Origin of the sequence: Kitasatospora sp. NPDC127116, from assembly GCF_042677365.1 — a bacterium.
Lineage (GTDB): Bacteria > Actinomycetota > Actinomycetes > Streptomycetales > Streptomycetaceae > Kitasatospora > Kitasatospora lactacystinica.
The window spans coordinates 1-26,395 of record NZ_JBHXTL010000043.1 but is presented as its reverse complement, the minus strand read 5'-3'; the positions used below and the strand labels follow the sequence as shown (position 1 = coordinate 26,395).

23 protein-coding genes are annotated in these 26,395 nt (G+C 76.4%); 10 read left to right on the top strand and 13 right to left on the bottom strand.

What is annotated here, in order from left to right; all coding sequences use genetic code 11:
- Positions 1–60 precede the first annotated feature (60 nt).
- The gene (locus ACFVHV_RS19110; protein ID WP_359900946.1) at positions 61–258 is read right to left on the bottom strand and encodes a hypothetical protein; all 198 of its coding nucleotides are present in this window, start codon (positions 256–258) and stop codon (positions 61–63) included.
- Positions 259–449: 191 nt separating this feature from the next.
- On the opposite strand from ACFVHV_RS19110, the gene ACFVHV_RS19105 reads away from it, so the two are divergent.
- Both ACFVHV_RS19105 and ACFVHV_RS19100 read left to right on the top strand, forming a co-directional pair.
- Entirely contained in the window at positions 450–1,808 is a 1,359-nt protein-coding gene (locus tag ACFVHV_RS19105; RefSeq protein WP_380352284.1) for a D-alanyl-D-alanine carboxypeptidase family protein, read from the top strand.
- Between the two features lie 86 nt (positions 1,809–1,894).
- Positions 1,895–2,308, top strand: a complete 414-nt coding sequence (locus tag ACFVHV_RS19100; RefSeq protein WP_380352283.1) for a PPOX class F420-dependent oxidoreductase — start codon at positions 1,895–1,897, stop codon at positions 2,306–2,308.
- Here the strand turns inward: ACFVHV_RS19100 and ACFVHV_RS19095 are convergent.
- Positions 2,191–2,850 (bottom strand): hypothetical protein, encoded by a 660-nt coding sequence (locus ACFVHV_RS19095; RefSeq protein ID WP_380352281.1) that lies wholly within the window; start codon positions 2,848–2,850, stop codon positions 2,191–2,193. The genes ACFVHV_RS19100 and ACFVHV_RS19095 overlap by 118 nt on opposite strands.
- Before the next feature lie 140 nt (positions 2,851–2,990).
- On the opposite strand from ACFVHV_RS19095, the gene ACFVHV_RS19090 reads away from it, so the two are divergent.
- Positions 2,991–3,392: an NTP pyrophosphohydrolase gene (locus ACFVHV_RS19090; RefSeq protein WP_359900939.1), complete on the top strand. Its 402-nt coding sequence runs from the start codon at positions 2,991–2,993 to the stop codon at positions 3,390–3,392.
- Here ACFVHV_RS19090 and ACFVHV_RS19085 read toward each other — a convergent pair.
- Positions 3,330–5,096, bottom strand: a complete 1,767-nt coding sequence (locus tag ACFVHV_RS19085) for a TROVE domain-containing protein (protein ID WP_380352279.1) — start codon at positions 5,094–5,096, stop codon at positions 3,330–3,332. The genes ACFVHV_RS19090 and ACFVHV_RS19085 overlap by 63 nt on opposite strands.
- Before the next feature lie 328 nt (positions 5,097–5,424).
- Between ACFVHV_RS19085 and ACFVHV_RS19080 the strand changes: the two genes are divergently transcribed.
- The 3 genes from ACFVHV_RS19080 to ACFVHV_RS19070 are packed head-to-tail and all read left to right on the top strand — an operon-like array spanning position 5,425 to position 8,383.
- Positions 5,425–5,586 (top strand): hypothetical protein, encoded by a 162-nt coding sequence (locus ACFVHV_RS19080; protein ID WP_359900935.1) that lies wholly within the window; start codon positions 5,425–5,427, stop codon positions 5,584–5,586.
- On the top strand, positions 5,583–7,820 hold the full coding sequence (locus ACFVHV_RS19075; protein ID WP_380352277.1) for a heavy metal translocating P-type ATPase: 2,238 nt from the start codon (positions 5,583–5,585) through the stop codon (positions 7,818–7,820). Before ACFVHV_RS19080 ends, ACFVHV_RS19075 begins: the two co-directional genes overlap by 4 nt.
- A 41-nt stretch (positions 7,821–7,861) precedes the next feature.
- A complete protein-coding gene (locus ACFVHV_RS19070; RefSeq protein WP_380352275.1) occupies positions 7,862–8,383 on the top strand; it encodes a copper chaperone PCu(A)C in 522 nt (173 codons plus the stop codon).
- 102 nt (positions 8,384–8,485) lie between these two features.
- Here ACFVHV_RS19070 and ACFVHV_RS19065 read toward each other — a convergent pair whose 3' ends face one another.
- Complete coding sequence (locus ACFVHV_RS19065; RefSeq protein ID WP_380352274.1) at positions 8,486–9,493, bottom strand: Acg family FMN-binding oxidoreductase; 1,008 nt, start codon at positions 9,491–9,493, stop codon at positions 8,486–8,488.
- 258 nt (positions 9,494–9,751) lie between these two features.
- Positions 9,752–10,603: a universal stress protein gene (locus ACFVHV_RS19060; protein WP_380352272.1), complete on the bottom strand. Its 852-nt coding sequence runs from the start codon at positions 10,601–10,603 to the stop codon at positions 9,752–9,754.
- A 392-nt stretch (positions 10,604–10,995) separates the two neighbouring features.
- On the opposite strand from ACFVHV_RS19060, the gene ACFVHV_RS19055 reads away from it, so the two are divergent.
- Positions 10,996–12,693 (top strand): GAF domain-containing protein, encoded by a 1,698-nt coding sequence (locus tag ACFVHV_RS19055; RefSeq protein WP_380352337.1) that lies wholly within the window; start codon positions 10,996–10,998, stop codon positions 12,691–12,693.
- A 73-nt stretch (positions 12,694–12,766) separates the two neighbouring features.
- On the opposite strand, the gene ACFVHV_RS19050 is transcribed toward ACFVHV_RS19055, so the two are convergent.
- Positions 12,767–13,633, bottom strand: a complete 867-nt coding sequence (locus ACFVHV_RS19050; protein WP_380352270.1) for an alpha/beta fold hydrolase — start codon at positions 13,631–13,633, stop codon at positions 12,767–12,769.
- Positions 13,634–13,671: 38 nt separating this feature from the next.
- Between ACFVHV_RS19050 and ACFVHV_RS19045 the strand changes: the two genes are divergently transcribed.
- Positions 13,672–14,823, top strand: a complete 1,152-nt coding sequence (locus ACFVHV_RS19045) for a saccharopine dehydrogenase (RefSeq protein WP_380352269.1) — start codon at positions 13,672–13,674, stop codon at positions 14,821–14,823.
- Positions 14,820–15,401, top strand: coding sequence for a TetR/AcrR family transcriptional regulator (locus tag ACFVHV_RS19040; RefSeq protein WP_380352267.1), 582 nt, complete (start codon positions 14,820–14,822; stop codon positions 15,399–15,401). The genes ACFVHV_RS19045 and ACFVHV_RS19040 overlap by 4 nt, the downstream gene beginning before the upstream one ends.
- Before the next feature lie 21 nt (positions 15,402–15,422).
- Here ACFVHV_RS19040 and ACFVHV_RS19035 read toward each other — a convergent pair whose 3' ends face one another.
- The 4 genes from ACFVHV_RS19035 to ctaD form a co-directional block, all read right to left on the bottom strand.
- Positions 15,423–15,959: a pyridoxamine 5'-phosphate oxidase family protein gene (locus tag ACFVHV_RS19035; RefSeq protein WP_380352265.1), complete on the bottom strand. Its 537-nt coding sequence runs from the start codon at positions 15,957–15,959 to the stop codon at positions 15,423–15,425.
- A 183-nt stretch (positions 15,960–16,142) separates the two neighbouring features.
- Positions 16,143–16,862, bottom strand: a complete 720-nt coding sequence (locus ACFVHV_RS19030) for a response regulator transcription factor (protein WP_359900914.1) — start codon at positions 16,860–16,862, stop codon at positions 16,143–16,145.
- Between the two features lie 208 nt (positions 16,863–17,070).
- Positions 17,071–17,604: a hypothetical protein gene (locus tag ACFVHV_RS19025; protein WP_359900911.1), complete on the bottom strand. Its 534-nt coding sequence runs from the start codon at positions 17,602–17,604 to the stop codon at positions 17,071–17,073.
- Positions 17,605–17,716: 112 nt separating this feature from the next.
- Positions 17,717–19,552: a cytochrome c oxidase subunit I gene (gene ctaD / locus ACFVHV_RS19020; protein WP_380352263.1), complete on the bottom strand. Its 1,836-nt coding sequence runs from the start codon at positions 19,550–19,552 to the stop codon at positions 17,717–17,719.
- A gap of 696 nt (positions 19,553–20,248) precedes the next feature.
- On the opposite strand from ctaD, the gene ACFVHV_RS19015 reads away from it, so the two are divergent.
- Positions 20,249–22,162 carry a BTAD domain-containing putative transcriptional regulator gene (locus tag ACFVHV_RS19015; RefSeq protein WP_380352262.1) on the top strand — a complete coding sequence of 638 codons (1,914 nt, stop codon included), beginning with the start codon at positions 20,249–20,251 and terminating at the stop codon, positions 22,160–22,162.
- Between the two features lie 50 nt (positions 22,163–22,212).
- On the opposite strand, the gene lanKC is transcribed toward ACFVHV_RS19015, so the two are convergent.
- The 3 genes from lanKC to ACFVHV_RS19000 all read right to left on the bottom strand — a co-directional run.
- A complete protein-coding gene (gene lanKC, locus ACFVHV_RS19010; RefSeq protein ID WP_380352260.1) occupies positions 22,213–24,771 on the bottom strand; it encodes a class III lanthionine synthetase LanKC in 2,559 nt (852 codons plus the stop codon).
- A 40-nt stretch (positions 24,772–24,811) separates the two neighbouring features.
- Complete coding sequence (locus tag ACFVHV_RS19005) at positions 24,812–26,032, bottom strand: MFS transporter (RefSeq protein ID WP_380352258.1); 1,221 nt, start codon at positions 26,030–26,032, stop codon at positions 24,812–24,814.
- Between the two features lie 156 nt (positions 26,033–26,188).
- On the bottom strand, positions 26,189–26,395 hold a 207-nt coding region (locus ACFVHV_RS19000), incomplete at its 5' end, for a hypothetical protein (protein WP_380352256.1).

The window sequence follows — 26,395 nt, the reverse complement described above, 5'->3', positions numbered from 1 at the left end:
GTCGGCGGCGGCCGCACCGCGGTTCGCCGCCGCGCAACCGCTCCCCGCCGCCCGGCCGCGCTAGCCGTGCCGGGCTGCGGGGAGCGCCAGCAGGACACCGAGCACCACCAGGGTCGCGTACCCGGCGATCTCGTGGCCCGCCGGCACCAGGACCCGGACGAAACCGAACAGCCGGAAGCCCTCGATCCAGGTGGACAACAGGCCCGAGGCGCCGCCGACGATCAACACCGAACCGAGGTAGCCGAGCAGCGTCTTCATGCCCCCGAGCCTAGGAAGGCGGCCGGTCGCCGGACGTCCGACTTTCGGTGCGGACCCGCGCCACCAAAGTCGTCCCTTCCGCACGGGTCCGCACGGCTCCGGGCGGCCCCCCGGGCTCCCCGCGCGCCCGCAGAACTCCGGACGGAGCAGCAGGTCCGGCGGCCCGGCGGCGGCCCGGGTACGTTCGCCGTGTGCAGCCCAAGCGTGTGCAGCAGAAGTCCCCGTACGTCACCAGGGCCGCGGCCGGCACCGCCGCCTGTGCCGCCCTGGTGCTCTCCGCCATCGCCCCGGCGGCCCTCGCCCAGGACTCCGTCCCCGCCGTCGGCGGGGAGCGGCTCGGCCGCCCGGCCGTCCAGGTCGAACCGCTGGCCGGGGCGCCGGCCCTGCCGTCCGAACTGACCGGCCGATCCTGGCTGGTCGCCGACGCGGCCACCGGCGAGGTGCTCGCCGCCCGTGACGCCCACCTGCCGTTGCCCCCGGCCAGCACCCTCAAGATGCTGTTCGCGGACACCGTGCTGCCCAAGTTCGACCGGGGCCTGGAACACAAGGTCACCACGGCCGAACTCGCCAGCCTCGGCGCCGGCAGCAGCCTGGTCGGCGTCAAGGAGAACCTCGCCTACCGGGTCGAGGACCTCTGGCGGGGCGTCTTCCTCAGCTCCGGCAACGACGCCGTCCACGTCCTCTCCCACATGAACGGCGGCATCCAGCGGACCGTCACCGAGATGCAGGAGCGCGCCCGGACCCTCCAGGCCCGGGACACCCATGTGGTCTCCCCCGACGGCTACGACATGGACGGCCAGGTCTCCTCCGCCTACGACCTCACGCTCTTCGCCCGGGCCGGGCTGCGCAACACCGACTTCCGCTCCTACTGCTCCACCCGCACCGCGAGCTTCCCCGGCGGGCTGGACAAGACCACCGGCCGGCGCACCAGCTTCGACATCGCCAACACCGACCGGCTGCTCGGCAAGTACCCCGGCCTGATCGGCGTCAAGAACGGCTACACCACCAACGCGGGCGCCACCTTCACCGGCGCCGCCGAACGCGACGGCCGCACCCTGCTGGTGACGGTGATGCACCCCGAGGTGCAGGGCAGGGTGTACGACGAGGCCGCCAGCCTGCTCGACTGGGGCTTCGCGGCCGCCGGAAAGGTCCAGCCGGTCGGCAAACTGGTCGACGAGCCCGCCCGCCCCTCGCCCGCCCCGTCCGCCGGGGCCGGCGCCGAGGCCGTCGACCAGCTCCCGCCCTGGTCCCGCCCGCCGGTGGCCGGCAGCTCCGACTCCGGCTTCGCCGCCGCCGTCTGGACCGCCGCGGCCCTCGGCACCGCGCTCGCCGCCTGGGCCACCGCCCGCACCGCCGCCCGCCGCCGAGCCGCGCCCGCCCGGGCCGTCCCCGTCCCCGCGTACGGCGGGGGCGGCGCGACCTCCGTCGGGGGCGCCACCGGCGTCGGTGGCCGCGGCCGGCGCCGCGCGGTCCGCCACGCCCGCACGCTGATCCGCAGCGCGCGCAGCGCCCGCCCCCACGCCCGAACCCACCGCACCGGATCCGACTGACCGGCGGGGACGGTACCCGGCCCGCACGCCCTTCCGGGGGAGCGCGCCGGCCGGGTTCCGGCGAACCGCCCTCTAGACTTCCGGCCATGACCACGCCCGACCACTCCGCCGCGGACCGGCTCTCCCGGATCGTCCGGCTCTCCTCCGGGAGCTACCTGCTCGTCACCACGTACAAGAAGGACGGCACCACCGTGCCGACCCCGGTGTGGGTGGTGCGTGACGGGGAGGCGCTCGGCGTCTGGACCGTCGCGGACTCCTGGAAGGTCAAGCGGATCCGCAACCGCGCGGACGTGGTGGTCGGCCCCTGCGACGTCAAGGGCAACCCGACCGGCGACCAGTACCCCGCCACCGCCGAGATCCTCGGCCCCGAGCGCACCGCCGCCTACCGCACGCTGCTGCGCCAGAAGTACGGCCTGCTCGGCGTGCTCACCCTGCTCGGCAGCCGGCTGCGGCGCGGCGAGCGCGGCACCGTCGGCATCCGGATCACGCTCGCGGACTGAGCTACGGGTGCGGGCCCGCCAGCACGCTGGGCAGCCCGACGAACTCCGGCCAGGTCTCCGCAGAACAGGGTGCGGGTCTGCTCCTCGAACAGCACCCGTGCCTCCCAGCCGTGCGGCACGTGCGGGGTGTTGATGTTGCGCAGCCGGCGGCGCACCTGGCGCCCGCCGAGGTCCAGCACCTCGCCGTCGTCCATCGGCACCGGCGGACGGTCGGCCAGGTCGTTCAGCGAGACCAGGCAGCCCAGCGTGTTGTGCGCCACCCGCGCGTGCGGTGCCGCGGCGAGGAACTCGTTCATCGCCCCGCACTCGTCCGCCTCGACGTGCCCGAAGGTCACCCAGCGCAGCCGCTCCAGCGGCACCACCTTCCCGATCGCCTCCGAGACGCCCGGGAACAGCCGGCGCATCCCGGTGTGGAAGATCAGCGGCTCCTCGGCGTCGACCAGGAACTGGTTGAAGGTGAACCCGGTGGGCGGGGCGATCTCCGGGACGAAGGTCGAGACCCGGTAGACGCGTTCGGCGATCTCGTCGATGCGTGTCTCCATGGGCCCGTTGCCTACCCGACCGCCGTGCGGCCGCCCGGCAGCGCGCGCCGGACATGCCGGGCGGGTCCCCGGTTCGGCCGAGCCGCGTGCCCGTGTGCCCGCGGCCCGGCGCGGGGCGACGACGTGGCAGGCTGGCGGCCATGGACGAGAACGCGGCCGGGCCGCTCCCCCTGCTGGTCGTCGACGGCGCGAACGTGGTCGGGTCGGTGCCGGACGGCTGGTGGCGGGACCGGCGGGGCGCCGCCGAGCGGCTGCGGGACGGGCTGGTCGCGGTGGCCGCCCGGGGCGTGCCGGAGCTGCCCGGCCCGCTGGAGGTGGTCCTGGTGGTGGAGGGCGCGGCCCGGGGCGTCGACGGGGTGGCCGGGGTGCGGGTGGTCGCGGCGGGCGGCAGCGGGGACGACCGGATCGTGGAGCTGGTCCGCGCGGCCCGCACCGAGGACCCGGAGCGGACCTGCCTGGTGGTCACCGCCGACCGTGAACTACGTTCCCGGGTCGGTGTGTTGGGCGCCGGGGCGATCGGGCCGCGCAGTGTGCGGAGCTGACCGCTCCCAGGGGTGGCCGCCGTCCTGGCCGCTCTCCAGCAGCGGGATCAGTTCGAAGGACGCGTCGCTGAGGCCGCCGAGGGTGTAGCGGCGCGGGCCTGGGGCGGTGTGGCCGACGGCGTAGCCGGCCAGGTTCCAGGTGTACACCGGGACGTCCTCGGGGACGGGCGCGAACGGGTCGGCGCTCGACCGGTGGGCCTGCTCGTCGGTGACCACGACCACCCGGTCGTGCTCCCGGTAGTGCCGGCGGACCGCGCCGGCCGTGTCGGTGCCGCCCAGGTTGCGGAAGAGCCCCAGGGTCCGCAGCACCGAGGGTTCCGGTTCGACCGCCCGGCTGCCGGTGCCGAACTGGACCAGGTCGGCCCGCTCGGCCCGCAGGGCCAGCGCGGTGCCGAAGACGGCGGCCGTGTCCGCCCGGTTCAGCTGCGTCCGGGCCGACGGCAGGTCGAACATCGAGGACGAGCGGTCCACCAGCACCAGGGTGCGGCCGGGCAGCACGGGCACCCCGGCCAACGAGTGCCCGAGGGCGGTCTCCAGGGGCTCGGACCAGCGTGACGAGCGGGTGGCGCGGTGGGCGGCGAGGAAGCGGAACGGGAACTGCCGGGAGCGCCGGACCTCCTCCGGGTCGGCGATCCGGCCGGCCGCCCGCGCCGCCGGCTCGTCGCCGACGCCGGCCTGGTCGAAGTTGCGGAGGTTGCGCACCAGCGCCATCGGGCCCATCGAGGGGATGACGGCCTCCCAGGCGGCGGCGTCCAGCGGGCCCTGCAGCCAGCCGGCCAGGGCCTCCCAGGTCATCCCGGCCTCGGCGAGGCGCTGCGCGCCGCCGGGCTCGGTGACCAGCGCCCTGCGGTCGGCCGGCGGGACGCCGAGCAGTTCGTGGTGGGCGCTCAGCAGGCGCTGGTCGGCGGGCGGCAGGGCGCGGTCCGGGCGGTGGCGGCGGTCCAGGGCGTACCGGAACAGCGCGCCCTGCCAGGGCTTGTCCGGGTCGGGCGCGGGGTGGGTGAGCTCCAGGACGTCACCGAAGCGGAAGGCGCGCGAGGGCGTGTCGTACTTCAGCAGCGCGCGGCCGGTGTAGAGCCGGCGGACCGCGTCGCCGATGCCGCGGCGCAGCGGCTGGGGCAGCCGACGGCCGTACCGGCCGGTCCAGTGCGCCAGCAACTCGCCCGGCTCGTCGGGGCGTTGGAGCACCGCGTCGACGGCCTGCCGGGAGTACCCGGCGGCGCCGGCCGCCGACCGGGCGTGGACGAACTCGACGGCCCCGACCAGGGCGGCGGTCCGGACGCGGAACCCGGTGCGCAGCCAGCGCAGCAGCCCGAGGGTCCACTCGGGGTCGCTCACGGCGTGCTCGCGGATCAGCCGCACGTACCGCTCGTCGCGTTCGACGGCCGACTCGTAGAAGCTCTCCTGGCCGAACAGGTGGGAGACGGCGAGGAGGAACAGCTCCTCCTTCGGCTCCCGGAGGTAGCCGGTGCCGCCCTGGTGGTTGGTGACCGCCGTTCCCGGGGCGGCCGTCCGTCCCGGGGCGGCCGCGGTGCGCCGGACGACCGGCGGCGGCGCCGAGCGCAGGTGCCGGACCTCCGGGATCGGCCACTGGCCGTGGGTGGAGAGCGGGGAGGACACCCCCCGTGCGGTGAGTCCCGGTAGTTCTCGCTGGATCTCGGCCCTGGTGGCGGCCTTGGTCCGTTGGCGGTTGAACCGGGTCATGCAGAGGTCCCCCTGGTGGGTGGTCGGGCCGGAGCGGGAGGGGAAGGGCGAGCCGGGGCACGCGGCGACGGCGGGCGCGGGCCGAAACCGGCGCGTGCCGGGACGGGCGCCTCCCGGGATCAGAATCGGCACCGGTGTCACTTGATGGTTTTCGAAAAGGAAGTAACCGGGGCCAGGCGCATCGGGAGGCGCCGTCCCGGACGCTACCCGGTCGGGCCGCGGCTCGTCATCCGATTATTCGCGCCTCGATTTCGGAGCGTACGGGAACCGTTCCGCGGTCGCGTCCGACTGCTGGGAGGTGAGTGCGAAGTCGCCGGGTGTCCGGCCGTTGAGTGTGCTGGCGGGTTTCCTCCTGCTGCTGGTGGTGGTGTTCGTGGTGGCCTACGGGGTGGGCCGGCAGGTGGGGCCGGTGGCGCCCGGTCTGCGGCCGAGCGGCGGGGGCGGGGCGTCCCCCGGAATGGGCGGGCACGACATGGGCGGGATGCGGTGAGCGCCGTCGCCGAGCCCGTGGTCGCCACCGATCTGGCGGTCGGCGGGATGACCTGCGCCGCCTGCGTGGGCCGGGTGGAGAAGCGGCTGGCCCGGATCGACGGGGTGACGGCCGGGGTGAACCTGGCGACCGGGCGGGCCCGGGTGCTGCACCCGGCCGGGATCCCGGTCGCGGAACTGGTGGCGGCGGTCGAACGGGCGGGCTACACCGCCGAGCCGCTGCCCGCGGGGGCTCCGGTCGGGATGGCGGCCGAGGAGCCGGACGAGCGGTGGCGGCTGCTGGTCACCGCCCTGCTGGCCGTCCCGGTGCTGGTGCTGTCGATGGTGCCGTCGGCGCAGTTCACCGCCTGGCAGTGGGTCTGCTTCGCGCTCGCCGTCCCGGTGGTGACCTGGGGGTCGGCCGGTTTCCACGGCCGGGCCCTGCGGGGGCTGCGGCACGCGGCGGCGACCATGGACACCCTGGTCAGTCTGGGTGTGGTGGCCTCCTTCGGCTGGTCGGCGTACGCGCTGTTCCTCGGCGGGGCCGGCGATCCGGACATGCGGATGCCGTTCTCGCTGACCGCCGACGGCGGCGGCACCGCGCACGTGTACCTGGAGGCGGCGGTCGGCGTACCGCTGTTCGTGCTGGCCGGGCGACTGCTGGAGGGCCGGGTGCGCCGGCGCAGCGGGTCCGCGCTGCGGGCGCTGGCCGAGCTGGGCGCCAAGCAGGTGTGCCTGCGCGGGGCGGACGGCGAGGAGCGCCTGGTGCCGATCGAACTGCTGCTGCCCGGGCAGGAGTTCGTGGTGCGGCCGGGCGAGCGGGTGGCCACCGACGGGGTGGTGGTCGAAGGGGGTTCGGCGCTCGACCTGAGCCTGCTGACCGGGGAGAGCGTGCCGGTCGAGGTCGGCCCGGGCGCCGTGGTGGCGGGTGCGACGGTCAACGTGGGCGGCGCCCTGGTGGTCCGGGCCACGGCCGTCGGCGCGGACACCCAACTGGCCCGGATCACCGCACTGGTGGCGCAGGCCCAGGCCGGCAAGGCGCGGGCGCAGCGGCTGGCGGACGCGGTGGCCGGGGTGTTCGTGCCCTGCGTGCTGGCGATCGCGGCGAGCGTGCTGGGCTTCTGGCTGGGCGCGGGCGCGGCCCCGCAGGCGGCGGTGACGGCGGCGGTCGCGGTGCTGGTGGTGGCCTGCCCGTGCGCGCTCGGGCTGGCCACGCCGACGGCGCTGCTGGCGGCGACCGGGCGGGGCGCGGAACTGGGCGTGCTGGTGCGCGGCCCGGAGGTGCTGGAGAGCCTGCGCCGGGTGGACACGGTGGTGATGGACAAGACCGGGACACTGACCACCGGACGGATGGAGCTGTCGGCCGTCACCACCACCGACGGCCTCGCCCAGGACGAGGCCCTGCGGTTGGCCGGCGCGGTCGAGCACCGCTCCGAGCACCCGATCGGCCGGGCCGTCGCGGCGGCGGCCCGGGAGCGCTGCGGGCCGCCGGCGGCCGTGGACGGCTTCGCGGCCACCACCGGGCTCGGGGTGTCCGGGACGGTCGAGGGCCGGGCCGTGCGGGTGGTGCGGCCGGACGGCTCCGTCCTGCCCCCGGCCCTGGCCGAGGCGGCCGCGCAGGCCGCGGAGGAGGGCCGTACGGCCGTCGCGGTCGAGCTGGACGGGCGGCCGGCGGCCGTCCTGGTGGTCGGCGACACCCTGCGATCGGGCAGCTGGCGGGCGCTCCACCGGCTGCGCGGGCTGGGCCTGGAGACCGTCCTGCTGACCGGGGACGGCCCGGGCGCCGCGCGGGCGGTGGCGGCCGAGCTGGGCATCGAGCGGGTGCACGCCTCGGCCTCCCCCGAGCGCAAGGCCGAGGTGGTGGCCGAACTGCGCGCCGCCGGACGGACGGTGGCGGTGGTCGGCGACGGCGTCAACGACGCCGTCGCCCTGGCCTCGGCGGACCTCGGGGTGGCGCTGGCCTCCGGCAGCGACGCCGCGATCGGCGCGGCCGGGCTGACCCTGGTGCGCGGCGACATCGAGGCGGTGGTGGACGCCGTACGGCTGGCGCGGCAGACCCTGGCGACCATCCGGGCCAACCTGCTCTGGGCCTTCGGCTACAACCTGGTGCTGATCCCGCTGGCGGCGGTCGGGCTGCTCAACCCGATGCTGGCGGCGGTCGCGATGTCGCTCAGCTCGCTGCTCGTGGTGGGCAACAGCCTGCGGCTGCGCACCTGGGAGCCGGGGCGGGGACAGCGCCGGGGAGGACGGCGGTGAGGGGCGTGGAGAACAGGAAGGGCGTGAGGGGCATGAGGGGCGTGACGGGTGTGAGGGGTGCGAAGGGAGGGACGGCGGCGAGGGCCGCCGGGCGTCTCGCGGTGGCCGGCCCGCCGGTCGGCGCGGCGGCCCTGGCCCTGGTCCTGCTCACCGGGTGGACGGCGGTCGGCGGGGCCGGCCGCGCCCTCCCGGTGACGGCCGAACCGGGCTGGGTACTGCTGCCGACGGCGGGTGCGGCCACCGCCACGGCGGCCTTCTTCACGGTCCGCAACCCGGGCGACGTCCCCGACGAACTGACCGGCGCCTCCTGGGAGTTCGGCGGCCGGATCACACTGAAGCGGCACCTGCACCAGGGCGCGGCGGGCCGCTGGGAGCCGGCCTCGGCGCTGCCGGTGCCGGGCCGCGGCGAACTGCGGATGACCCCGGAGGACGCGGACCTGATGATCGCCGAGCCGCCGCCGCTGCGGGCCGGCCAGTGGGTGGAGTTCACCCTCGCCTTCCGGCACAGTCCGCCGCTGCGGCTCGCCGCCCAGGTGCTGCCCGCGGCCGAACGGCCGCGCTGACCGTCCCCGAAGGCCCTGGGGCCCGAAGCCCGACGGCTTCGAGCCCCGGGGGCCGGGGGAGACACTCCGGGAAGGACGCTCGGCTCCGGGAGGGCGCTCGGCTCAGGCAGGAGGCTCCCCGAGCGTCTCCTCCACCGTCCGCCGCGGGGTCGCCGCACCGGGCGGGCCGTAGCCGGCCCGCAGCACCAGCTGGACGTGGCCCGGCCCGGCGGCCGGGTCGCGCAGCGCCCAGCGAATGTCCGGCCACTCGATCGCCTGGTGCCAAACGGTGAGCCGGACGCCGTGCACCGTGGCCAGCAGCCAGACCCGCTCCAGCGCCTGCCCGGTGCGCAGCCAGTCCAGCGGGCCGTCGCCGGGAGTGGTGAGGGTGCACAGCTGGGGCAGCGCCTCGAACCGCCGGGAGGGCTGCGCGGGCGCCTCCGGCGGGCGGCCGGCGAACTCGCGCATCGGCACCCGGGCGTCGTGGTCCTGCGGGCCGAGCGCGGCCTGCGGGATGCCGTCCTCGGCGGTGCCGTCGTCGGACCGCAGCCAGGAGCGGGACTCGGCGACGCGGGCCGGGTCGGCGGCGATGCGGCGCTCCGCCTCGGCGGTCAGCGCCTGCACCCGCCGTACGCCGTCCTCCTCCAGCGCGGCGAGCGCGACGCCCTCCTCGCGGGCGGCGGCCATCAGCTCGCCGATCACCGCCTCGGGGACGTCGCGCTGGGTGAAGGGCTCGCGGCTGGAGTGCCGGGCGGCGATCGCGGGGTAGAGGTCGCGGCCGAAGGGCGTCTCCTCGACGGCCGGCCGGGAGAGGTCGAGCACGGCGAGCAGGCCGGGCTCGGCGGCCTCCGGCAGCAGCCGGACCTGCGGTTCCCGGTCCAGTCGGCCGGCCGCCACCCGCAGGTTGAACACGGCCGCGCCGACCGCGATGTGCGCCGCGGCGCCGACCGGGTCGGCCAGGGGTACGGAACGCCCGGTGTCGGCGTGCACGGCGAGCCCGCGCCCGTCCGGGGTCGGCGCGAAGCGCCAGGGCTGGCTGTTGTGCAGCGAGGGCGCCGCGCCGCCGGCCGCGGCGAGCAGGCGCAGGTCGGCCGTGCTGAGCATCTGGGTGAGAGCCGGGTCGAGCGTCATGGCGATCCACTCCTTCAACCGCGAGGCTTCGGCTTCAACCGCGGGGTTCGGCCGCACGGGACCCGCGGGTCCCGCTGCTTACGAGCGTGCGCGCCCCGACCGGTCCGGGGACAGGGCCCTTGGGCCCGTCCTCGCGGCCGCCGGGCCGGGGCCTCCCGCTCGGGAGGCCCCGGCGGGAGGCCGTCGGGCCCTGGCGGGAGGCCGTCGGGCCCGTCCGGTGGATCGGGACGGGGGCGGATCCACCGGACGGGCCGTCCATCACCCGTGCGGGACGACCGCTACGGGAGCCTCGGCGTGGTGCAGGACGGCGTGCGCGACCCGGCCGAGCCGGGGCCCGAACTCGACCGGGCGCCGGCCCCGGCCGACCACGACCAGCGCGGCGCCGGCGGAGACCTCGACCAGGGCGCGGGCGGCACCGATCTGCACGTCCTCGACCACCTCCACCTCCGGGTGCTGCTCGCGCGGACCGGCCAGGGCGAGCGAGAGCAGCTTGGCCTCCAGCGCCTCCAGCTGGGCGAGCTCGGCCGCCGGGACGGCGCCGCCCGCGTAGCCGAACACCGGCGGCAGCTCCCAGCCGTGCACCGCCCGGACCCGGGCGCCGCGCAGGGCCGCCTCGCGGAAGGCGAAGTCGAGCACCTCGGTCTCGGGGGTGTGGGCGTCGACGCCGACCACCACCTCGCCCGCGCCGGCCTCGCCCTCCTCGCGCACCACGACCAGCGGCACGGTGCTGCGCCCGGCCACCGACATGCTGACCGAGCCCAGCAGCAGGCCGGTGAAACCGCCGCGGCCGCGCGAGCCGAGCACCAGCAGCTCCGCTTCCGCGGCGGCGGCCAGCAGGCCGTCCACCGGTGCGTCCAGGACGGCGTCGGTCTCCACGGCCAGGTCGGGGTGCCGGCCGCGGATGTCCTCGGCGGCCTCGGCGAGGGTGCGGCGGACGGCCTCGGGCAGGTCGTCCTCCTCGGCGAAGGAGGACACGCCGTCGGTCAGCCACGGCCAGGCGTGCACCAGGCGCAGCGAGGCGCCCCGGCGCACCGCCTCGGCGGCGGCCCAGTGGGCGGCCGCGGCGCTCTGCGGCGATCCGTCGACCCCGGCCAGCACGGTTGACGTCATGACTGTTCCTCCACACTGTCGACAGGTCGTCGACGCTCGGCGGTTCGGTGCGGGCCGCGGTGTGCTCTGACGCCCCGTCCGCTCCTCCCCCACCCTGGCAGCTACGCGCGGCCCGGCGGCAGAGGCCGCAGGACCCTGCGCGGCGGGACGAAAGGCCCGCCCGACGGAGCCTACGGCCGACCCCGCCGTCCCCACCACCGACACCGGGGCACTACCTTGAACACGGCAATCCCGCTGGTCGGACGGCACCCGAGTCGGGTCGGGCGGTGGGGGCGGCCGTCCGCGGGGCGGACGGGGCGCGTCCGGAAGGTGGACGGGCCGGTCAGGGCAGCACGACGAGGAGGACAGCGGTGGGCGGAGCGGACGGCAGCGCGGCGGGTGGCGGCGCGCGGATGCCACGGCTGCGCCTGGACGAGCTGCTGGAGGAGCTCCAGTGGCGGATCGACGCGGCGCGCGGCACGCAGAACCGGGTGCACAGCCTGTTGGAGGCGGTGCTGGCGGTCGGGCGGGAGCTGGACCTGGCGCAGGCGCTGCACCGGATCGTGGAGGCCGCCGCCGATCTGGTGGACGCCCGGTACGGGGCGCTCGGGGTGATCGGGCCGGACGGGCACACGCTGTCGCAGTTCCTGACGGTGGGCCTGACGGAGGAGGAGATCGCCGAGATCGGCCCGCCGCCGTCGGGCCGGGGCATCCTGGGCGAGCTGATCCGCGAGCCGCGGCCGCTGCGCTGCCCGGTGCTGTCCGACCACCCGGCCTCGGTGGGCTTCCCGTCGAACCACCCGCCGATGCACACCTTCCTGGGGGTGCCGGTGCGGGTGCACGGCGAGGTGTTCGGCAACCTCTACCTGACGGACAAGCGCGGCGGGCTGGACTTCGACGAGGACGACGAGGCGGTGATCTCCACCCTGGCGGTCGCGGCCGGTGTGGCGATCGACAACGCGCGGCTGTACGAGGAGGCGCAGCTGCGTCAGCGCTGGCTGCGGGCGAGCACCGAGATCACCCGCAGTCTGCTGTCGGGGGCGCCGCGGCTGGAGGTGGTCGAGCTGATCGCCCGTCGGGCGCGGGAGATCTCGGGCGCCGAGCTGGCGGACGTCTCGGTGGCGCTGGCCGGTCCGGAGGAGCGGGCCGAGGAGTTGACGGTGGAGGTCGCGCTGGGTGGCACGCCGTCCGCGCGGCTGGGGGTGACGGTGCCGGTGGACGGCACGCTGTCGGGTGCCGCGTACGCCTCCGGCTCGCCGGCCACCAGTGACGAGCTGGCCTGCGACGCCCGTTTCCCGGCCGGTCCGGCGGGCCGCTTCGACGGGCTGGGCGCGGCGGTGGCGGTGCCGCTGGGTACGGGTGCCGGGTACGGGCGGGGCGTGCTGCTGCTGGCCCGGGCGCAGGGTCAGCCGGCGTTCGGGCCGGAGGAGACCGGTCCGCTGCTGGGCTTCGCCGACCAGGCCGCGCTGGCCCTGGAGCTGGCCGAACGGCGGCGTGACGCCGAGCAGTTGAACCTGCTGGAGGACCGCGACCGGATCGCCCGGGACCTGCACGACCTGGCGATCCAGCGGCTGTTCGCGACCGGGATGACGCTGCAGAGCGCGGGCCGGCTGATCGAGAGCCAGGCCGCGGCGGACCGGGTGGCCCGGGCGGTGGCCGACCTGGACGAGACCATCAAGATCATTCGCTCGACCATCTTCGGTCTGCGCGCCCACAGCGAGCCGGACCGCGGCCTGCGCGCCCGCGCCACCCGGGTGGTCACCGACGCCCAGGGCACGCTCGGCTTCCCGCCCCGGCTGAGCATGGAGGGCCTGCTGGACACCGACGTGCCGCAGGAGCTGGCCGGGCACGTGGTCGCGGTCCTCGCCGAGGCGCTCAGCAACGCCGCCCGGCACGCCAGGGCATCCCGGGTCGAGGTGACGCTGCGCGCCCTGGCCGGGCGGGTGGCGCTGAGCGTGACGGACGACGGCGTCGGCGTGCCCGAGGGCGGGCGGCGCAGCGGGCTGCGCAACCTGGCCGAGCGCGCCGACCGGGTCGGCGGCTCCTTCACCGTCGACCCGGCCGAGGGCGGCGGCACCCGGCTGGTCTGGGAGGCCCCGATCGGGTCCTGAGGGCCTCCCGCCACCCGCCTCCCGTCAGCCGTCAGCCGTCAGCCGTCAGCCGTCAGCCGTCAGCCGTCAGCCGTCAGCCGCGCAGGGTGGGCAGGGTGGGCAGGGTGGGCAGGGTGCGCAGGAAGCCGAGGAGGTGGCTGTTGAACTCCTCCGGCCGTTCCATGTTGGGGTAGTGCCCGGTGCCCTCGACGATCACCGCGCGGCCTTCGACGACGGTGCGCACGACCCGTTCGGCCAGGTTGATGTGGTCCACCGAGTCGATGCCGCCGTTGATCGCCAGCAGCGGGACGGTGATCCCGGTGAGCCGCTTCCAGGTGTCGGTCACCGGCACCAGGTACTGGGGCTCGTCGGGGGTGTGCTTGGCGACGGTGCTCCGGGTCATCTCCTTGAGCCGGCGCACCACCTCCGGATCGACCTCGTCCAGGCGGCGGTGCGGCCCGGAGGCGAGGCTGGTGAAGGAGTCGAGCCAGGCCTCGGCGTCGCCCTCGGCGAGCGCGGCGGTCTGGTGGGCGGCGAGTTCGCCGAGCCACGGGTCGGTGAACTCGGATTCGCTGGTGCCGTTGCCGCTGATCACCAGCGCGCGGACCAGTTCGGGGTGTTCGAGGGCGAGGTCGAGGGCGATCGTCCCGCCCATGGAGAGCCCGATCACGGTCACCGGGCCCAGGCCGAGGTGGCGCAGCAGGTCCGCCAGGTCGTCGGCGGGGCGGAAGGGCCGGCCGGCGTTGTCGGAGGCGCCGTGGCCGCGGGTGTCCGGGGCGATCACCCGGTATTCGGGCAGCAGGGCGGGGAGTTGGTCGGCCCAGCTCCGGCGGTCCAGCAGGCCGCCGTGCAGCAGCACCAGGGGTTCGCCGGTACCGGCGTCGAGGTAGGCGAGGCGGCCGTGGCCGCTGTCGAAGGTACGCAGGTCAAAGGTCTGTTCGGGGGAATCGGAGTACGTCATGACGAAAATTTTAGGTCGGGCGACCTATATTTGTCTCCATGAGCCCCACATCCGTCTCAGGTCTCTCCCCGCACCCCACCTTCCCCTCGGACCGCCTCAGCCACAACCCCGACGGCCCCGTCCTGCTGGTCGGCGGCTACGGCACCGTCGGCGCCGAACTCGCCCGACTCGCCTCCCCCACCTGGCCGTTGCTGCTCACCGGCCGCTCCGAGCAGCGCGGCGCCGCCCTCGCCGCCGAACTGGACGACACCACCGTCCGCCGCTGGGACCTCGCCGACCCCGAGCCGTTCACCGCCGCCGTACGGGCCGTGGTCGGGGTGGTCAACGACCCGGACGACCGGGTGCTGCGGGCCGCCGTCCGCGCGGGCGTCCCGTACGTGGACGTCACCCGCTGGACCGCCCGGCTCCAGCGCGCGGCCACGCTCGCCGCCCTGCTGCGCCCGACCGCCCCGGTGCTGCTCTCCTCGGCCTGGATGGGCGGGGTGACCAGCCTGGTCGCCGCCGCCCTGGCGGACCGGCTGGGCGGGGCCGAGCGGATCGAGACCGCCATCCGCTGGGACCTCGCGGACCGGGCCGGCGCCGACTCGGTGGAGTTCATGGACCGCCTGGGACTCGACTACGAGGTGATCGAGGACGGCCGACGCCACTCCGTCGCCCCGCTCAGCCGCCCGCGGACCGTCCGCATCGGCGACACCCCGACCCTGGTCGCCGGGATCGACACCCCCGAGCAGTTCACCCTCCCGCTCACGCTGGGCGCCACCACCGCCGCCACCCGGATCGGCTTCAGCTCCCGCTCCTCCACCACCGCCCTGCTCGCGGCCCGGCACGCCGGCTTCTTCCGCTGGGGCCGCGGCGACCGCTGGGAGCCGGCCCGCCGCGCCCTGCTCCACTCCCCCGGCGAGGGCGGCACCGCCCTGCTGCGCACCGACGTCGCCTCCGGCGGACGCGCCCTCACCGCCACCGTCGAGGACCGGGGCGGCCAGGCCCGGCTCACCGCCGTCGGCGCCCTGCTGGCGCTGCGCCGGGCGCTCGGCACGGACGGCGCCCCGCCGCCCGCCGGGGTGGCCTTCCCCGAGCAGACCCCGCGCCCCGGGCAGGTCCTGGAGGACCTGGCGGCCCTGGGCGTCACCGTCACCGTCACGGCCACCGGGGCCGACGGGCGGCGCGGCACGGCGGCGGCGGCGGCATGAGCAGCGTCCGGGGCCTGAGCGGCAAGGGCGCCCAGCGGCGGGAGCAACTGCTCGACACCGCGGAGGAGTTGCTCGTCACCGCGGGCGGCACCGAACTGTCCATGCGGGCGGTGGCCGCCGCCGCGGGCGTCCGCCTCGGCCACCTCCAGCACTACTTCCCGACCCACGCCGAGCTGGTGGCCGCCGTGCTGGAGCGCGTCCTCGCCCGCTCGGTGGAGCGGCTCGCCCCGCTGCTCGACCCGGGCCGCGACGAGGACGCCCTGCTCCGCGAACTGCTCGCCGAGCAGCAGGACGTGCGCCTGGTCCGCCTGTTCGCCGAGCTGTGGGCGCTGGCCGCCCGCGACCCTTCGGTGGCCGCCACCGTCCGGGCCTTCTACGACCGCTACCGGGAGCTGGTCGCCTGCTTCCTCGCCGAACGCCAACCGACCCTGACGGAGGAGGAACGGCAAGCCCGCGCCCAGGTGTTCGTCATGCTGATCGAGGGCGCCTCGCTCTTCCGCTCCGGCCTGGCCGGCACCGCGGACGCCGCGGCGGACGCCGAACTCCTGCGCACCGCCCTGGCGTTGCTGGGGCCGTGAGGACGCCTCGGGGCCGCCGGCTCAGGCCAGGCACCGGCCGATGACCAGTTCCGGGCGGATGCGGATGCGGACCGTGCCGCCCGGATCGGCCGTCCTGGCCACCGGGCGGACCTGCGCGCGGCCGAGGACCGTGACGAACCAGCCGGAGCCGTCCCGGCCGTCCACCTCGTCGGCCTCGAAGGCGATCACCGCGCCGTCCACCGCCCGGGCCAGTTCGGAGCCGGCCGGTGCCGAGAGCAGCACACCGCCGGGGGCCAGCCGGAACGGCACCGGCAGGACGGCCGGGAGGGCGTCGACGGTGTAGACCACCCGGCCGACGTCGGCACGGGCCAGCAGCTCCAGCGACCGCTTCCGGTCGAGTTCGCGCAGTTCCGGCAGGTCGGGCCGGTCCTGCGGAACAGGTCGGCCGGACGGAACGGGCCGGTCGAGCGGAGCGGGGCCGTCGTACGCGACGGCCGGGGCGGCCGGGGCGGGCAGAGCTGCCGGACCGGGCAGAGCTGCCGGACCGGGCGGGTCGTACGGGACGGGCCGGGGGGACGGGACGTGGTCGCGGTTCATGCGAGCGATGCTCGCCCGGGCCCGGGCCGGGCCGCGAGGGCCGATGGTCCCGGCCGGGCCCGGCGAGAGCCCCGCCCGGCGGGCCGTCGGCCCCGGGTCCCAGGCCCGGGACCGAAGGACCGTTCGGCCCCGAACGGCACTGCACCGCACCGAACGGGCACAGACAGTGCCGAACGGCCGGACTCAGCCCCGGCCGGTGCGCAGCACGGAGGGCTGCGCGGCCGCGGAGGCCTGGCGCAGCTCGGTGGCGATCAGGGCGGCCTGCACCCGCCGCTCGACGCCGAGCTTGGCGAGCAGCCGCGACACGTGGTTCTTGACGGTCTTCTCGGCGAGGTAGAGCCGCTCGCCGATCTGCCGGTTGGTCAGGCCCTCGCCGATGAGTTCGAGGACCTCCTGCTCGCGCGCGGTCAGGCCCGGTCCGGTGGTGACCGGCTGGGCGGGCTCGGCGTCGCTGCGCAGGCGGTTCAGGAGGCGGGTCGCGGCGCCGGGGTCGAGCATCGAACGGCCGGAGGCGACGGTGCGGACGGCGGCGACCAGGTCGGTCCCGCTGATCTGCTTGAGCACGTACCCGGCGGCGCCCGCCATCACGGCGTCCAGCAGCGCCTCCTCGTCGTCGAAGGAGGTCAGCATCAGGCAGGCCAGCCCGGGCATCCGCGAGCGCAGCTCACGGCAGACCGAGACGCCGTCACCGTCGCCCAGCCGGACGTCCAGCACGGCCACGTCGGGCCGCAGCGCGGGCACCCGGACGAGCGCCTGCTCGGCCGTCGCCGCCTCCCCGACCACTTCCAGGTCCGGCTCGCAGTCCAGCAGGTCGTGCACCCCGCGGCGCACCACCTCGTGGTCGTCCAGCAGGAACACCCGGACCGGCGCCGGGGCCCCGGCACCCTCCGTCTTGGTCGCCATCACGCGGCTCCACCTTCGTCGCACCCCCGCACACTCCCAGCGGGGCCCAGGGCATCATCCCCCGGACCCGGCCGCGGACCCAGGGCCCAACGGCCCCATTCCGGCCGGGCCACACGGCCCGGGCCGGACCGGGGCCGGTCCTGCGGTTCTCTTCAGGTCTCTTCAGGGTCCGCCGGGCCGCTCGGGAGGCGCGCCGGCGGAAGCGTCCTCAGCGCCCCTGCCGCCGTACGTTCCCGAGCCCCATCAGCAGGAAGGCGAGCGCGATGCCCGCGCCGCTGGCCGCCGCGAGCACCACCCGGGGCACGACCTCGCCGCCGCCGGACACCAGGATGGCGACCGCCCCGAGCGAGGCGACGGCCGCGCCGACCACCAGCCACCCGGCCAGGGCCAGGGCCGGCGGCCGGTGGGAGCGCGGGGCGGGGCCCACGTCCAGGGCGGCCCAGCGGGCCGCGGTCTCCTTCACCTCCCGGCGGCGGTCCCACAGGGCCCGCAGCCGCAGCGCCGTGCCGCCGACCAGTCCGGCGAGCGCGATCTGTGCGGCGGGCCGCCAGTCCGGCACGACGAGCAGCAGCCCGCCCGCGAGCGCGAGCCCGGCCCACCACAGCACGCAGGCCGCGGCGGCCGTACGGGTGGAGCGGGGCCGGTCGGCGCCGGCCTGGAGGTCGGCGATGGCGGGCAGGTACCAGACACAGCCGCTCGCGGTGAGGGCGGCGGTGCCGATGGCGAGAACGGTGTGGTTCACGACCCGGCCTTCCTGGTCACGAAGGGGTGGGGAGGGGAGAAGGGGAGAAGTGGGCCGTCCCCGCCCGCCCGGGGGCAGCGACGCGGGCGGGGACGGCGTTCGAGGGGCGGGCTCAGCCGCCCGAGGAGGGTGAATCGGTGGACGCGGCGGCCTCGGAGGGCGGGGCCTTGACCGCGACGGCGGCGGCCGCCCGGTCCGCCCGGCTCAGCGGCCGGTCGTACTTCGTCGGCTCCACGTCGCCCAGGTGCGTGGCGGGCTTGCCGCTGTGCGCCAGGACGTCCATGGCCGCGATGTCCGGGTGGTGGAGGTCGAAGGCCGGGGATTCGGAGCGGATCCGCGGCAGCTTGACGAAGTTGTGCCGCGGCGGCGGGCAGGAGGTGGCCCACTCCAGCGAGCGGCCCCAGCCCCACGGGTCGTCCTCGGTGACCTTCTCGCCGTACTTGGCGGTCTTCCAGATGTTGTAGAGGAACGGCAGGATCGACAGGCCGAGCAGGAACGAGCCGATGGTGGAGAAGGTGTTCAGGGTGGTGAAGCCGTCCGAGTCCAGGTAGTCCGCGTACCGGCGCGGCATGCCCTCGGCGCCCAGCCAGTGCTGGACCAGGAAGGTCGCGTGGAAGCCGACCGTCAGGGTCCAGAAGGTGATCCGGCCGAGCCGCTCGTCGAGCTTCTTGCCGGTCATCTTCGGCCACCAGAAGTGGAAGCCGGCGAACATCGCGTAGACCACGGTGCCGAACAGCGTGTAGTGGAAGTGGGCGACCACGAAGTACGAGTCGGAGACGTGGAAGTCGATCGGCGGGGCCGCGAGCAGCACGCCGGTCAGGCCGCCGAACAGGAAGGTGACCAGGAAGCCGACCGTCCAGAGCATCGGTGTCTCGAAACTCAGCGAGCCCCGCCACATGGTGCCGACCCAGTTGAAGAACTTCACCCCGGTCGGGACGGCGATCAGGAAGGTCATGAACGAGAAGAACGGCAGCAGCACCTGCCCGGTGACGTACATGTGGTGCGCCCACACCGTCACCGACAGGCCCGCGATGGCCACCGTCGCGGCGATCAGGCCGGAGTAGCCGAACATCGGCTTGCGGCTGAACACCGGGATGACCTCGGAGACGATCCCGAAGAACGGCAGCGCCAGGATGTACACCTCGGGATGCCCGAAGAACCAGAACAGGTGTTGCCAGAGCATCGCCCCGCCGTTGGCCGGGTCGAAGACGTGGGAGCCGAACTTGCGGTCGCACTCCAGCGCCAGCAGCGCGGCGGCCAGCACCGGGAAGACCAGCAGCACCAGCACCGAGGTGAGCAGCACGTTCCAGCAGAAGATGGACATCCGGAACATGGTCATGCCCGGAGCGCGCATGCAGATGATGGTGGTGATGAAGTTGACGGCGCCGAAGATGCTGCCGAAGCCGGACAGCGTCACGCCCATGATCCACATGTCGGCGCCGACGCCGGGCGAGTGGATCGCGTCGGACAGCGGCGCGTAGAGGAACCAGCCGAAGTCGGCGGCGCCCCCCGGGGTCGCGAAGCCGGCCGCGGCGATCAGCGAGCCGAACATGAACAGCCAGTAGGACAGCATGTTCAGGCGCGGGAAGGCGACGTCCGGCGCGCCGATCTGGAGCGGCATGATCCAGTTGGCGAAGCCGGTGAACAGCGGCATGGCGAACAGCAGCAGCATCACCGAGCCGTGCATGGTGAAGGCCTGGTTGAACTGCTCGTTGGAGAGGATCTGCGTTCCGGGCCGGGCGAGTTCGGCGCGCATGACCAGGGCGAGGATGCCGCCGATCAGGAAGAACGCGAACGACGACACCAGGTACATGGTGCCGATCGTCTTGTGGTCGGTGGTGGTCAGCAGTCTGACCAGGGCCGAACCGGGCCTCCTGGCCCTGGCCGTCCCTGCTGGGAGGGCCGTTGGCGGTGAGGTGGGGTCGCCCTGTGCCTGGGTGGCGCTCAAGGACGCACTCCTTCGGAACGTCGTGCGAATGGATGGCGCTCCATGATCCGAACAGGCGCCCTCCGCGCCCCAGGGCCCTTCGGCCCGCCCGCCCGGGGCCGCTGGGCCCGAGTTCCCGGGCCCCGACCGGGACCTCCCGACCGCGCACCCGGGACCTCCCGGCCGCCCGCCCGGCGCCTCCCGGCCGCGCGTCCCGTGCCTCCTGACCGGCCGTCGGGTGGCCGCGTGCCCGGATCGCCGCCCGCTCGGGCCGCGCTCACCGCGGCGCGGAGCCCCGGTCGAGAACCGCCGGAACGCGCCCTTCCCCACCGTCCCGTACGCCCGCCCGGCGGCGCCCCGCGGGCCGCCCGTCCACCCGGCCCGACCGGGCCGCGCCACCCCGGCCGACCTGCCGGAACGGCGACCGCGCAGCCGTACGGACCCCACCGTCGACGCCCCGCCGCGGGGCCCCGGCCATGGGCCCGGGGGGAGCGGACCCGGCCGGTTCCGCGGCCTTCAGCGCCGATCGGCCGTCAAGTAGCCTGCGCCCACACCGCACCACCGCACCCGCACCCGCACCCGCACCACGGCCGCCCCGCCGCCGGCAGCCCCGCCACCTGCCACCTGCCACACCGTTGCCGCGAACGCCCAAGCGCACGCCCAAGCCCACACCCACGCGCACGCCCACGCCCACGCCCACGCCCCGGAGGTACGCCGATGCCCCTGGCCCAGCCCGCCACCCCCGCCCGGCTGCGCTTCGCCGTCCTCGGCCCGCTCACCGGGGAGGCCGACGGCCGCCCGCTGGCCCTCGGGCCGCTGAAGCAGCGGCTGGTGCTCGCCGTCCTGCTGAGCCGCGCCAACACCGCCGTCCCGGTCGACCTGCTCACCGACGCGGTGTGGCCCGAGGAGCCGCCGCGCACCGCCCGGAAGAACCTCCAGGTCTACATCTGCACCCTGCGCACCCTGCTCGGCCGCGGGGACGGGCCCGACCGGCTGGTGCACTCGGCCGCCGGCTACCTGCTGCGGGTCGCCGAGCCCGAGTTGGACCTGCTGCGGTTCCGCGCCCTGGCCCGGGCCGGCCGGGCCGCCGCCGACGGCGGAGCGCTCGCCCCCGCCGCCCGGCTGCTGCGCCAGGCCCTCGACCTCTGGCAGGGCCCGCCGCTCGCCGACCTGCGCCGTTCGCCGGCCGTCGAGGCGGAGGCGGACCGGCTGGAGGCCCGCTGCCTGGGCGTCCACGAGGACTGGGCGGAGACCGAGTTGGAGCTCGGCAACCCCGGGGCCGTCGCCGAGGACCTCACCGAGCTCGCCGAGCGCCACCCGCTGCGCGAGCGCCTCCAGGCCGCCCGGATGAACGCCCTGCACCTGTCCGGCCGCCAGGCCGAGGCGCTCGCCGTCTACGACACCCACCGCCAGCTGCTCGCCCGGGAGTTGGGGCTGGAGCCGAGCCCCGCGCTGACCGCCCGCTACCGGGAGCTGCTCGCCCGCGGCCGCTCCCTGCCCGCCGACACCCGCCCGGAGCGCGGCGCCGGGCCGAACGGCGTCGCGCTGCTGCCCGCCGACACCGCCGACTTCACCGGAAGAACCGACGAACTACGCAATCTCGTCGACGAGTTGGGCGAGGGCCGCGGGCGCGTCGCGGTGCTCTCCGGCCCGGCCGGCTGCGGCAAGACCGCGCTCGCCGTGCACGCCGGCCACCTGCTCGCCGACCGCTTCCCGGACGGCCGGGTGCTGGTCCGGCTGCGCGCCGAGGACGGCACCGCCCGCCCGCTGCCCGAGGTGCTCGCCGAACTCGCCGTCCTCACCGGCCGCCCGGGCGCCGCACCCGTCGCACCCGTCGCACCCGTCGGGACTGTTCGACTCGCCCCCGACCAAGGCCCCGACCACGCCCCCGAGCCCGGCCCCGGCGACACGGCCCGGGCGGCCGCCCTATGGCGCGCCTCGCTCGCCGGGCGCCGGCTGCTGCTGATCCTGGACGACGCCCCGGGCGAGGCCGTGGTCCGCGAGCTGCTGCCGGGCTTCGGCCCGAGCGCCGTACTGGTCACCTCCCGCAGCCAGCTGGCCGGCCTCGCCTCGGTGCGCCGCGTCGCCGTCCCGCCGCTCGCCCCCACCGAGGCCCTGGACCTGCTCGGCCGGATCGTCGGCACCGGCCGGACCGGCGCCGACCGCGCCGCAGCCGCCCGGATCGTGGCCGCCTGCGGGCTGCTGCCGCTCGCCGTCCGGGTCGCGGGCACCCGGCTGGCCGTGCTGCGCCACCTCCCGCTCGCCGAGTACGCGGCCCGGCTGGAGGACCCGGCGGGCGCCCTGGACGAACTGGTAGCCGGGGACGTCACCGTCCGCGCCCGGCTGGACTCCGGCTGGCGCGACCTCACCGACCGGGGACGGCTCGCCCTGGCCCGGCTCGCCGCCCTGCCGCTCGCCCTGCTCTTCACCCTCCCCGAGGCCGCCGCCGCCCTCGGCCGGCCCGAGCGGCTCGCCCTGCGCACCCTGGAGGCGCTCACCGACACCGGGGCGGTGACCTCCCCCACCGGTGAGGTCACCGCCCACGCCGCCCTGTACGCCCTGCCGCGGCTCACCCACCTGCACGCCCGCGAACGCGCGGTGGAGGCCGTGCGGGCGCCGGCACTGACCTGACGGCCGCGCCCGTGGGGCACCGGCGCCGACCTGACGGCCGCGCGGTTCGCTCACCCCAGGGTCAGCAGGTCCAGCACGTCCGCCCGCCGCTCCCCGGGCCCCTCCTCCAGCCCGCTCAGCGCCAGCAGCACCCCCGCCGCGCCCGTGTGCAGATCGGCGGAGAAGCGCCGCAGCCTCATCCCCGGCACCAGCAGCCCCTCCGGCCGGGCCACCAGGTGCCACTGGAGCTTGCGCACCTGCCCGAGCACGGCCTCCCGCGCGGGCGCCCCGCCCAGCCGGTCCAGCGCCAGCGTCAGCCCGACCCGCCCGCGGAACAGGCCCGGCTCCCGGATGAACCCGGGCGCGCAGACCTTGCGCACGTCCGCCAGGAAGGTCTCCCCGCCCGGCAGCTCCGCGTGCTCCAGGAACTCCCGCACCACCAGCGCGATCCCGCTGCTGCCCCGGTCCAGGTAGGCCAGCCGGCGCCCGGCCTCCAGCACCTGCACCGACCCGTCGGGCACCCGGACGCACCCGGCCACGGCCCGTTCCAGCGCGGTCCGCCCGGAGTCGAGCAGCCACCGCTCGCCGGTCCGCCGGTACAGCCGCAGCTGGAGCAACGCGATCCCCGCCAGCCCGTACAGCAGTCCGGCGGCCGCCGGCTCGTCCAGTCCGGGCACCGGCTCGCCGCGCAGCACGGCGGCCAACTCCCGCGCGTCGTCGAGCGCGTGGGCCAGCTCCCGGGGGCGGTCCAGCGCCCGCGCCAGCCGCAGCCGGGCGAGCGCCGCACCGGCCCGGCCGCCGAACAGGCCCGCCTCCCGGGCCGGGCGGGCGGTGCGGGCGCGCCCGAGCAGTTCCTCCGCCTCCTCCGTCCGGCCGATCCGGGCCAGCACCAGCGCGGTGCCGAGCGGCCCGTCGTACAGTCCGCCGGTGCCGGGGCGGTCGGCCCGCCGGCGCACCGCGGCGACCAGCCAGTCCGCGTACTCCTGCGGCCAGTCGGCGCCGGCGCGGTGCAGCGCGTACAGCACCCCCGCCGCGCCGTGCGACACGCCCGTACCGCCGTCGGCGAACCCGGCCACGTCCCCGGGGAAGAGCCGGTCCGGCCGGTCCGGGGTGGCGCCCGCGTGCAGGCCCGCGACCAGCTCCCGGCGCACCGGGTCCAGCGAGGGCCCGGCCAGCAGCTCCCGCCCGCGCCGCTCGCTCGCCGACTCCACCAGGGCCACCGCTCCAGGGCGCACCGGCCCCTCCTCCTCCCCGAGTCCGAACCACTCGCGCGCCCGCCGCTCCAGCGCCGGGAGCTTGCCCGGGTCGAGGTCGGCCAGTTCCAGCACCGGCATCAGCAGCATCAGCCAGGTGGCCCAGAGCAGCCAGCGGTCGGCCTCGGCGCCGGTCAGTCCGGGCGGGACGTGCTGTCCGGCCGCGCCGGCCACCGGCACCCGCTGGTCGTCCAGCCCGGCCGCGTACTCGAAGTCCACCAGCACCACCGACCCGTCCGGCCGGAGCACCACGTTGGACGGGTGGAGGTCCCCGAACCGCACGCCCCGCCCGTGCAGGGCGGCGAGCGCCTGCTCCAACCCCGCCACCACCCCGCCCACCCACCGCGCGTACCTGGCGCGCTGCTCCGGTGTGCAGTTCTGGTGCACCAGCGGGTAGCGCCGGATCGCCTCGGTGAACAACTGGACGCCCTCGACGTGCTCCTGCACCAGGAAGGTGTGCTCCCACACCGTGCGCACCTCGTGCAGCCGCGGCACGCACGCCAGCCCGGCCAGCCGCTCCAGCGCCCACTGCTCGCGCCGCAGCCGGGTCAGGGCGTCCGCCCCGGCGCCGTCCAGCCCGGTGTGCGGGCGGGCTTCGCGCAGCACCACCCGCTCTCCCGTGCCGTGCCGCTCGGCGAGGTAGATCCCGCCGGCGTTGGAGAACCGGAGCACCTCGACGATCCGGTACGGCAGGTGCCCGCGGGCCGCCGCCCGGGCGGCCAGGTGCGGGCGCAGCGCGGCCGGCGGCTCGACCCACCCGGGCAGCCGGAACGCCGGCTCGCGGGGGTCGGGCACGAGCGCGCCGGACGGGTCGCGCAGGGCCGGGACGACCCGCCCGGCCGCGTCCTGGCACCACAGTTCGACGAAGGCGCCGTAGCGCGCGAACACCGGGGCGTCGCCGATCCGCAGGTCGGTGAGCACGTACGGCCCGGGGAAGCCGTCCAGCGCCCGTGCCAACTCCTCGGCCAGGGTGAGGAACTCGCCCTCCGTGGCCGGGTAGACGGTGATGAACTTGCCGCTGCTGCCGCGCCCCGCGAACTTGCCGTTCGTCACCGCCAGCGCCGCCGGGCCGCGCAGGAACTTGAACGCGACCCGGCGGTCGAGGCAGATCCGGGTGACGGCGTCCAGCGTCCGCTCGGCGCTCTCCCGCACCGCCGACACGTGCAGCTTCCAGCCCTGCTCGGGCAGCCGGGAGTCGGCCGACGGGACCTCGGGCCGCAGCACCGTCCACAGCCCGCGCTGCTCCCGCCGCCAGCCCGCGGGCGGCTCGCCGAGGGCCGGCGGGTAGCGGTTCGCCCCGTCCCGCAGCCGCCCGGGGGTGTCGTAGTACATCGGATCGGCGAGGCAGTACAGCTGGGTCTCGTGGGCGCCGGCCATGGGGCCTCCTGTTCCGAAGTCTTCCGGGAGCGGGCGGTGTTCAGACGGCCGGGCGCGGCCGCGGTCCGCGCCGGACCGGCGGCGCCCAGGTGACCGCGGCCGCGCAGAGCGCGATGGCGAGGGCCAGCAGGGCGAAGGTCAGGGTGCCGCCGAGCGAGCCGAGCAGGGTGCCGGCGGCCAGCGGGCCGAACGGCTGGACCAGGGTGGACAGGAAGCCGGCCGCGCTCTGCACCCGGCCGATCCGGTCGGGCGGCGCGGCGATCAGCATGCCGGAGACGAAGCCGATGCTGGCGACGGTGGACAGGCACATGCAGGCCGCGCAGAGCAGTCCGATCAGCAGCGGCACCCGGGTGAGCACCAGGACCCCGGCGGTGAGCGCGCAGGCCCAGCAGGCGAGCGCGACCAGGCTGCCGTCCCGGACCCGGGCACCGAGCCGGGGAGCCAGCAGCGCGCCGGCCAGGGCGCCGGCCGCGGTGCAGGAGACGACCGTGCCGCCTCCGACGCCGGAGCGGCCGCCGTCGGAGGCGACGGCCAGGGTGGCGAACATCAGCGCGCTGAACGCGAAGTTCATCCCGAGGCCGAAGATCAGCAGCAGGGTGCGCAGATAGGGCCGGTGCCAGATGAAGGCCAGTCCGGCGGTCAGCTCGGCCCGGCCGAGCACCGGCCCGTTCCTCGCGGCGGGCAGCGAGCGGGTCCGCATCAGCGCCACGCAGACGGTGGACAGCAGCAGTCCGACGCCCTCGGCGAGGAACGGCAGCACCGGGTGCCAGGCGAACAGCGCCCCGCCGCCGAGCGGTCCGATCAGCCGGGCGGCCGCGCCGCGCGCCTGCATCCGGGAGGAGGCCTCGCGGGCCTGCCCGGCGGGCACCACCGCGCGCAGCAGCCCGCCCGCGGCGGGCCCGTAGACGCCGGTGATCAGCGCCCCGGCGGCGGCGACCAGCAGGACCAGCGGCAGCGGGGTGTGCCCATGCAGTACGGCGACGACCAGGGCGCCGACCGCGAGCAGACCGAGGGCGTCGCAGATCCGCATCAGCCGGCGCCGCTCGATCCGGTCGGCGAGCACCCCGCCGGGCAGCATGGTGAGCAGCAGCGCGCCGACCGAGACGGTGCCGACGGCGCCCGCCCGGGCGGCCGATCCGGTCTCCCGCAGGACCAGCAACGGCAGGGCGATCGAGGCGAGTTGGGAGCCGAGCGAGGCCAGCAGGCCGCCGGCCCAGAGCAGCCGGAAGTCCCGGTTGCGGGCGAGCGGGGTGGGCTCCATGGCCGTCCTCCGTGGTCGGGCGGGGGCACCCGCGGGGGTGCGGATCGGGCCGGGGCGGTCCCGTCCCGGCGGGACCGCCCCGGAGGCCTTCGGCGGCCGGCGGCCGGGGGCGGCGGTGCGTCCGCCCCCGTGCCCGGCCCGGCGTGCGGACTCCGGTCAGGCGGAGGTCTCGGCGCCGGCGACGTAGCTGATCAGGCTGAAGCAGTTGCCGTCGGAGGCCTCGCTCAGGACCTTCATCGACTGGAGGTCCAGGATGTTGGCCACGTGCGCCTCGACCTCCGGGCCCTCCTCGCCGCTCTCGCCGACGTTCTGCTGCTCCATGTTCTCGGCCATGGTCGAACTCCCTTCCGCATGGGGGGTGGT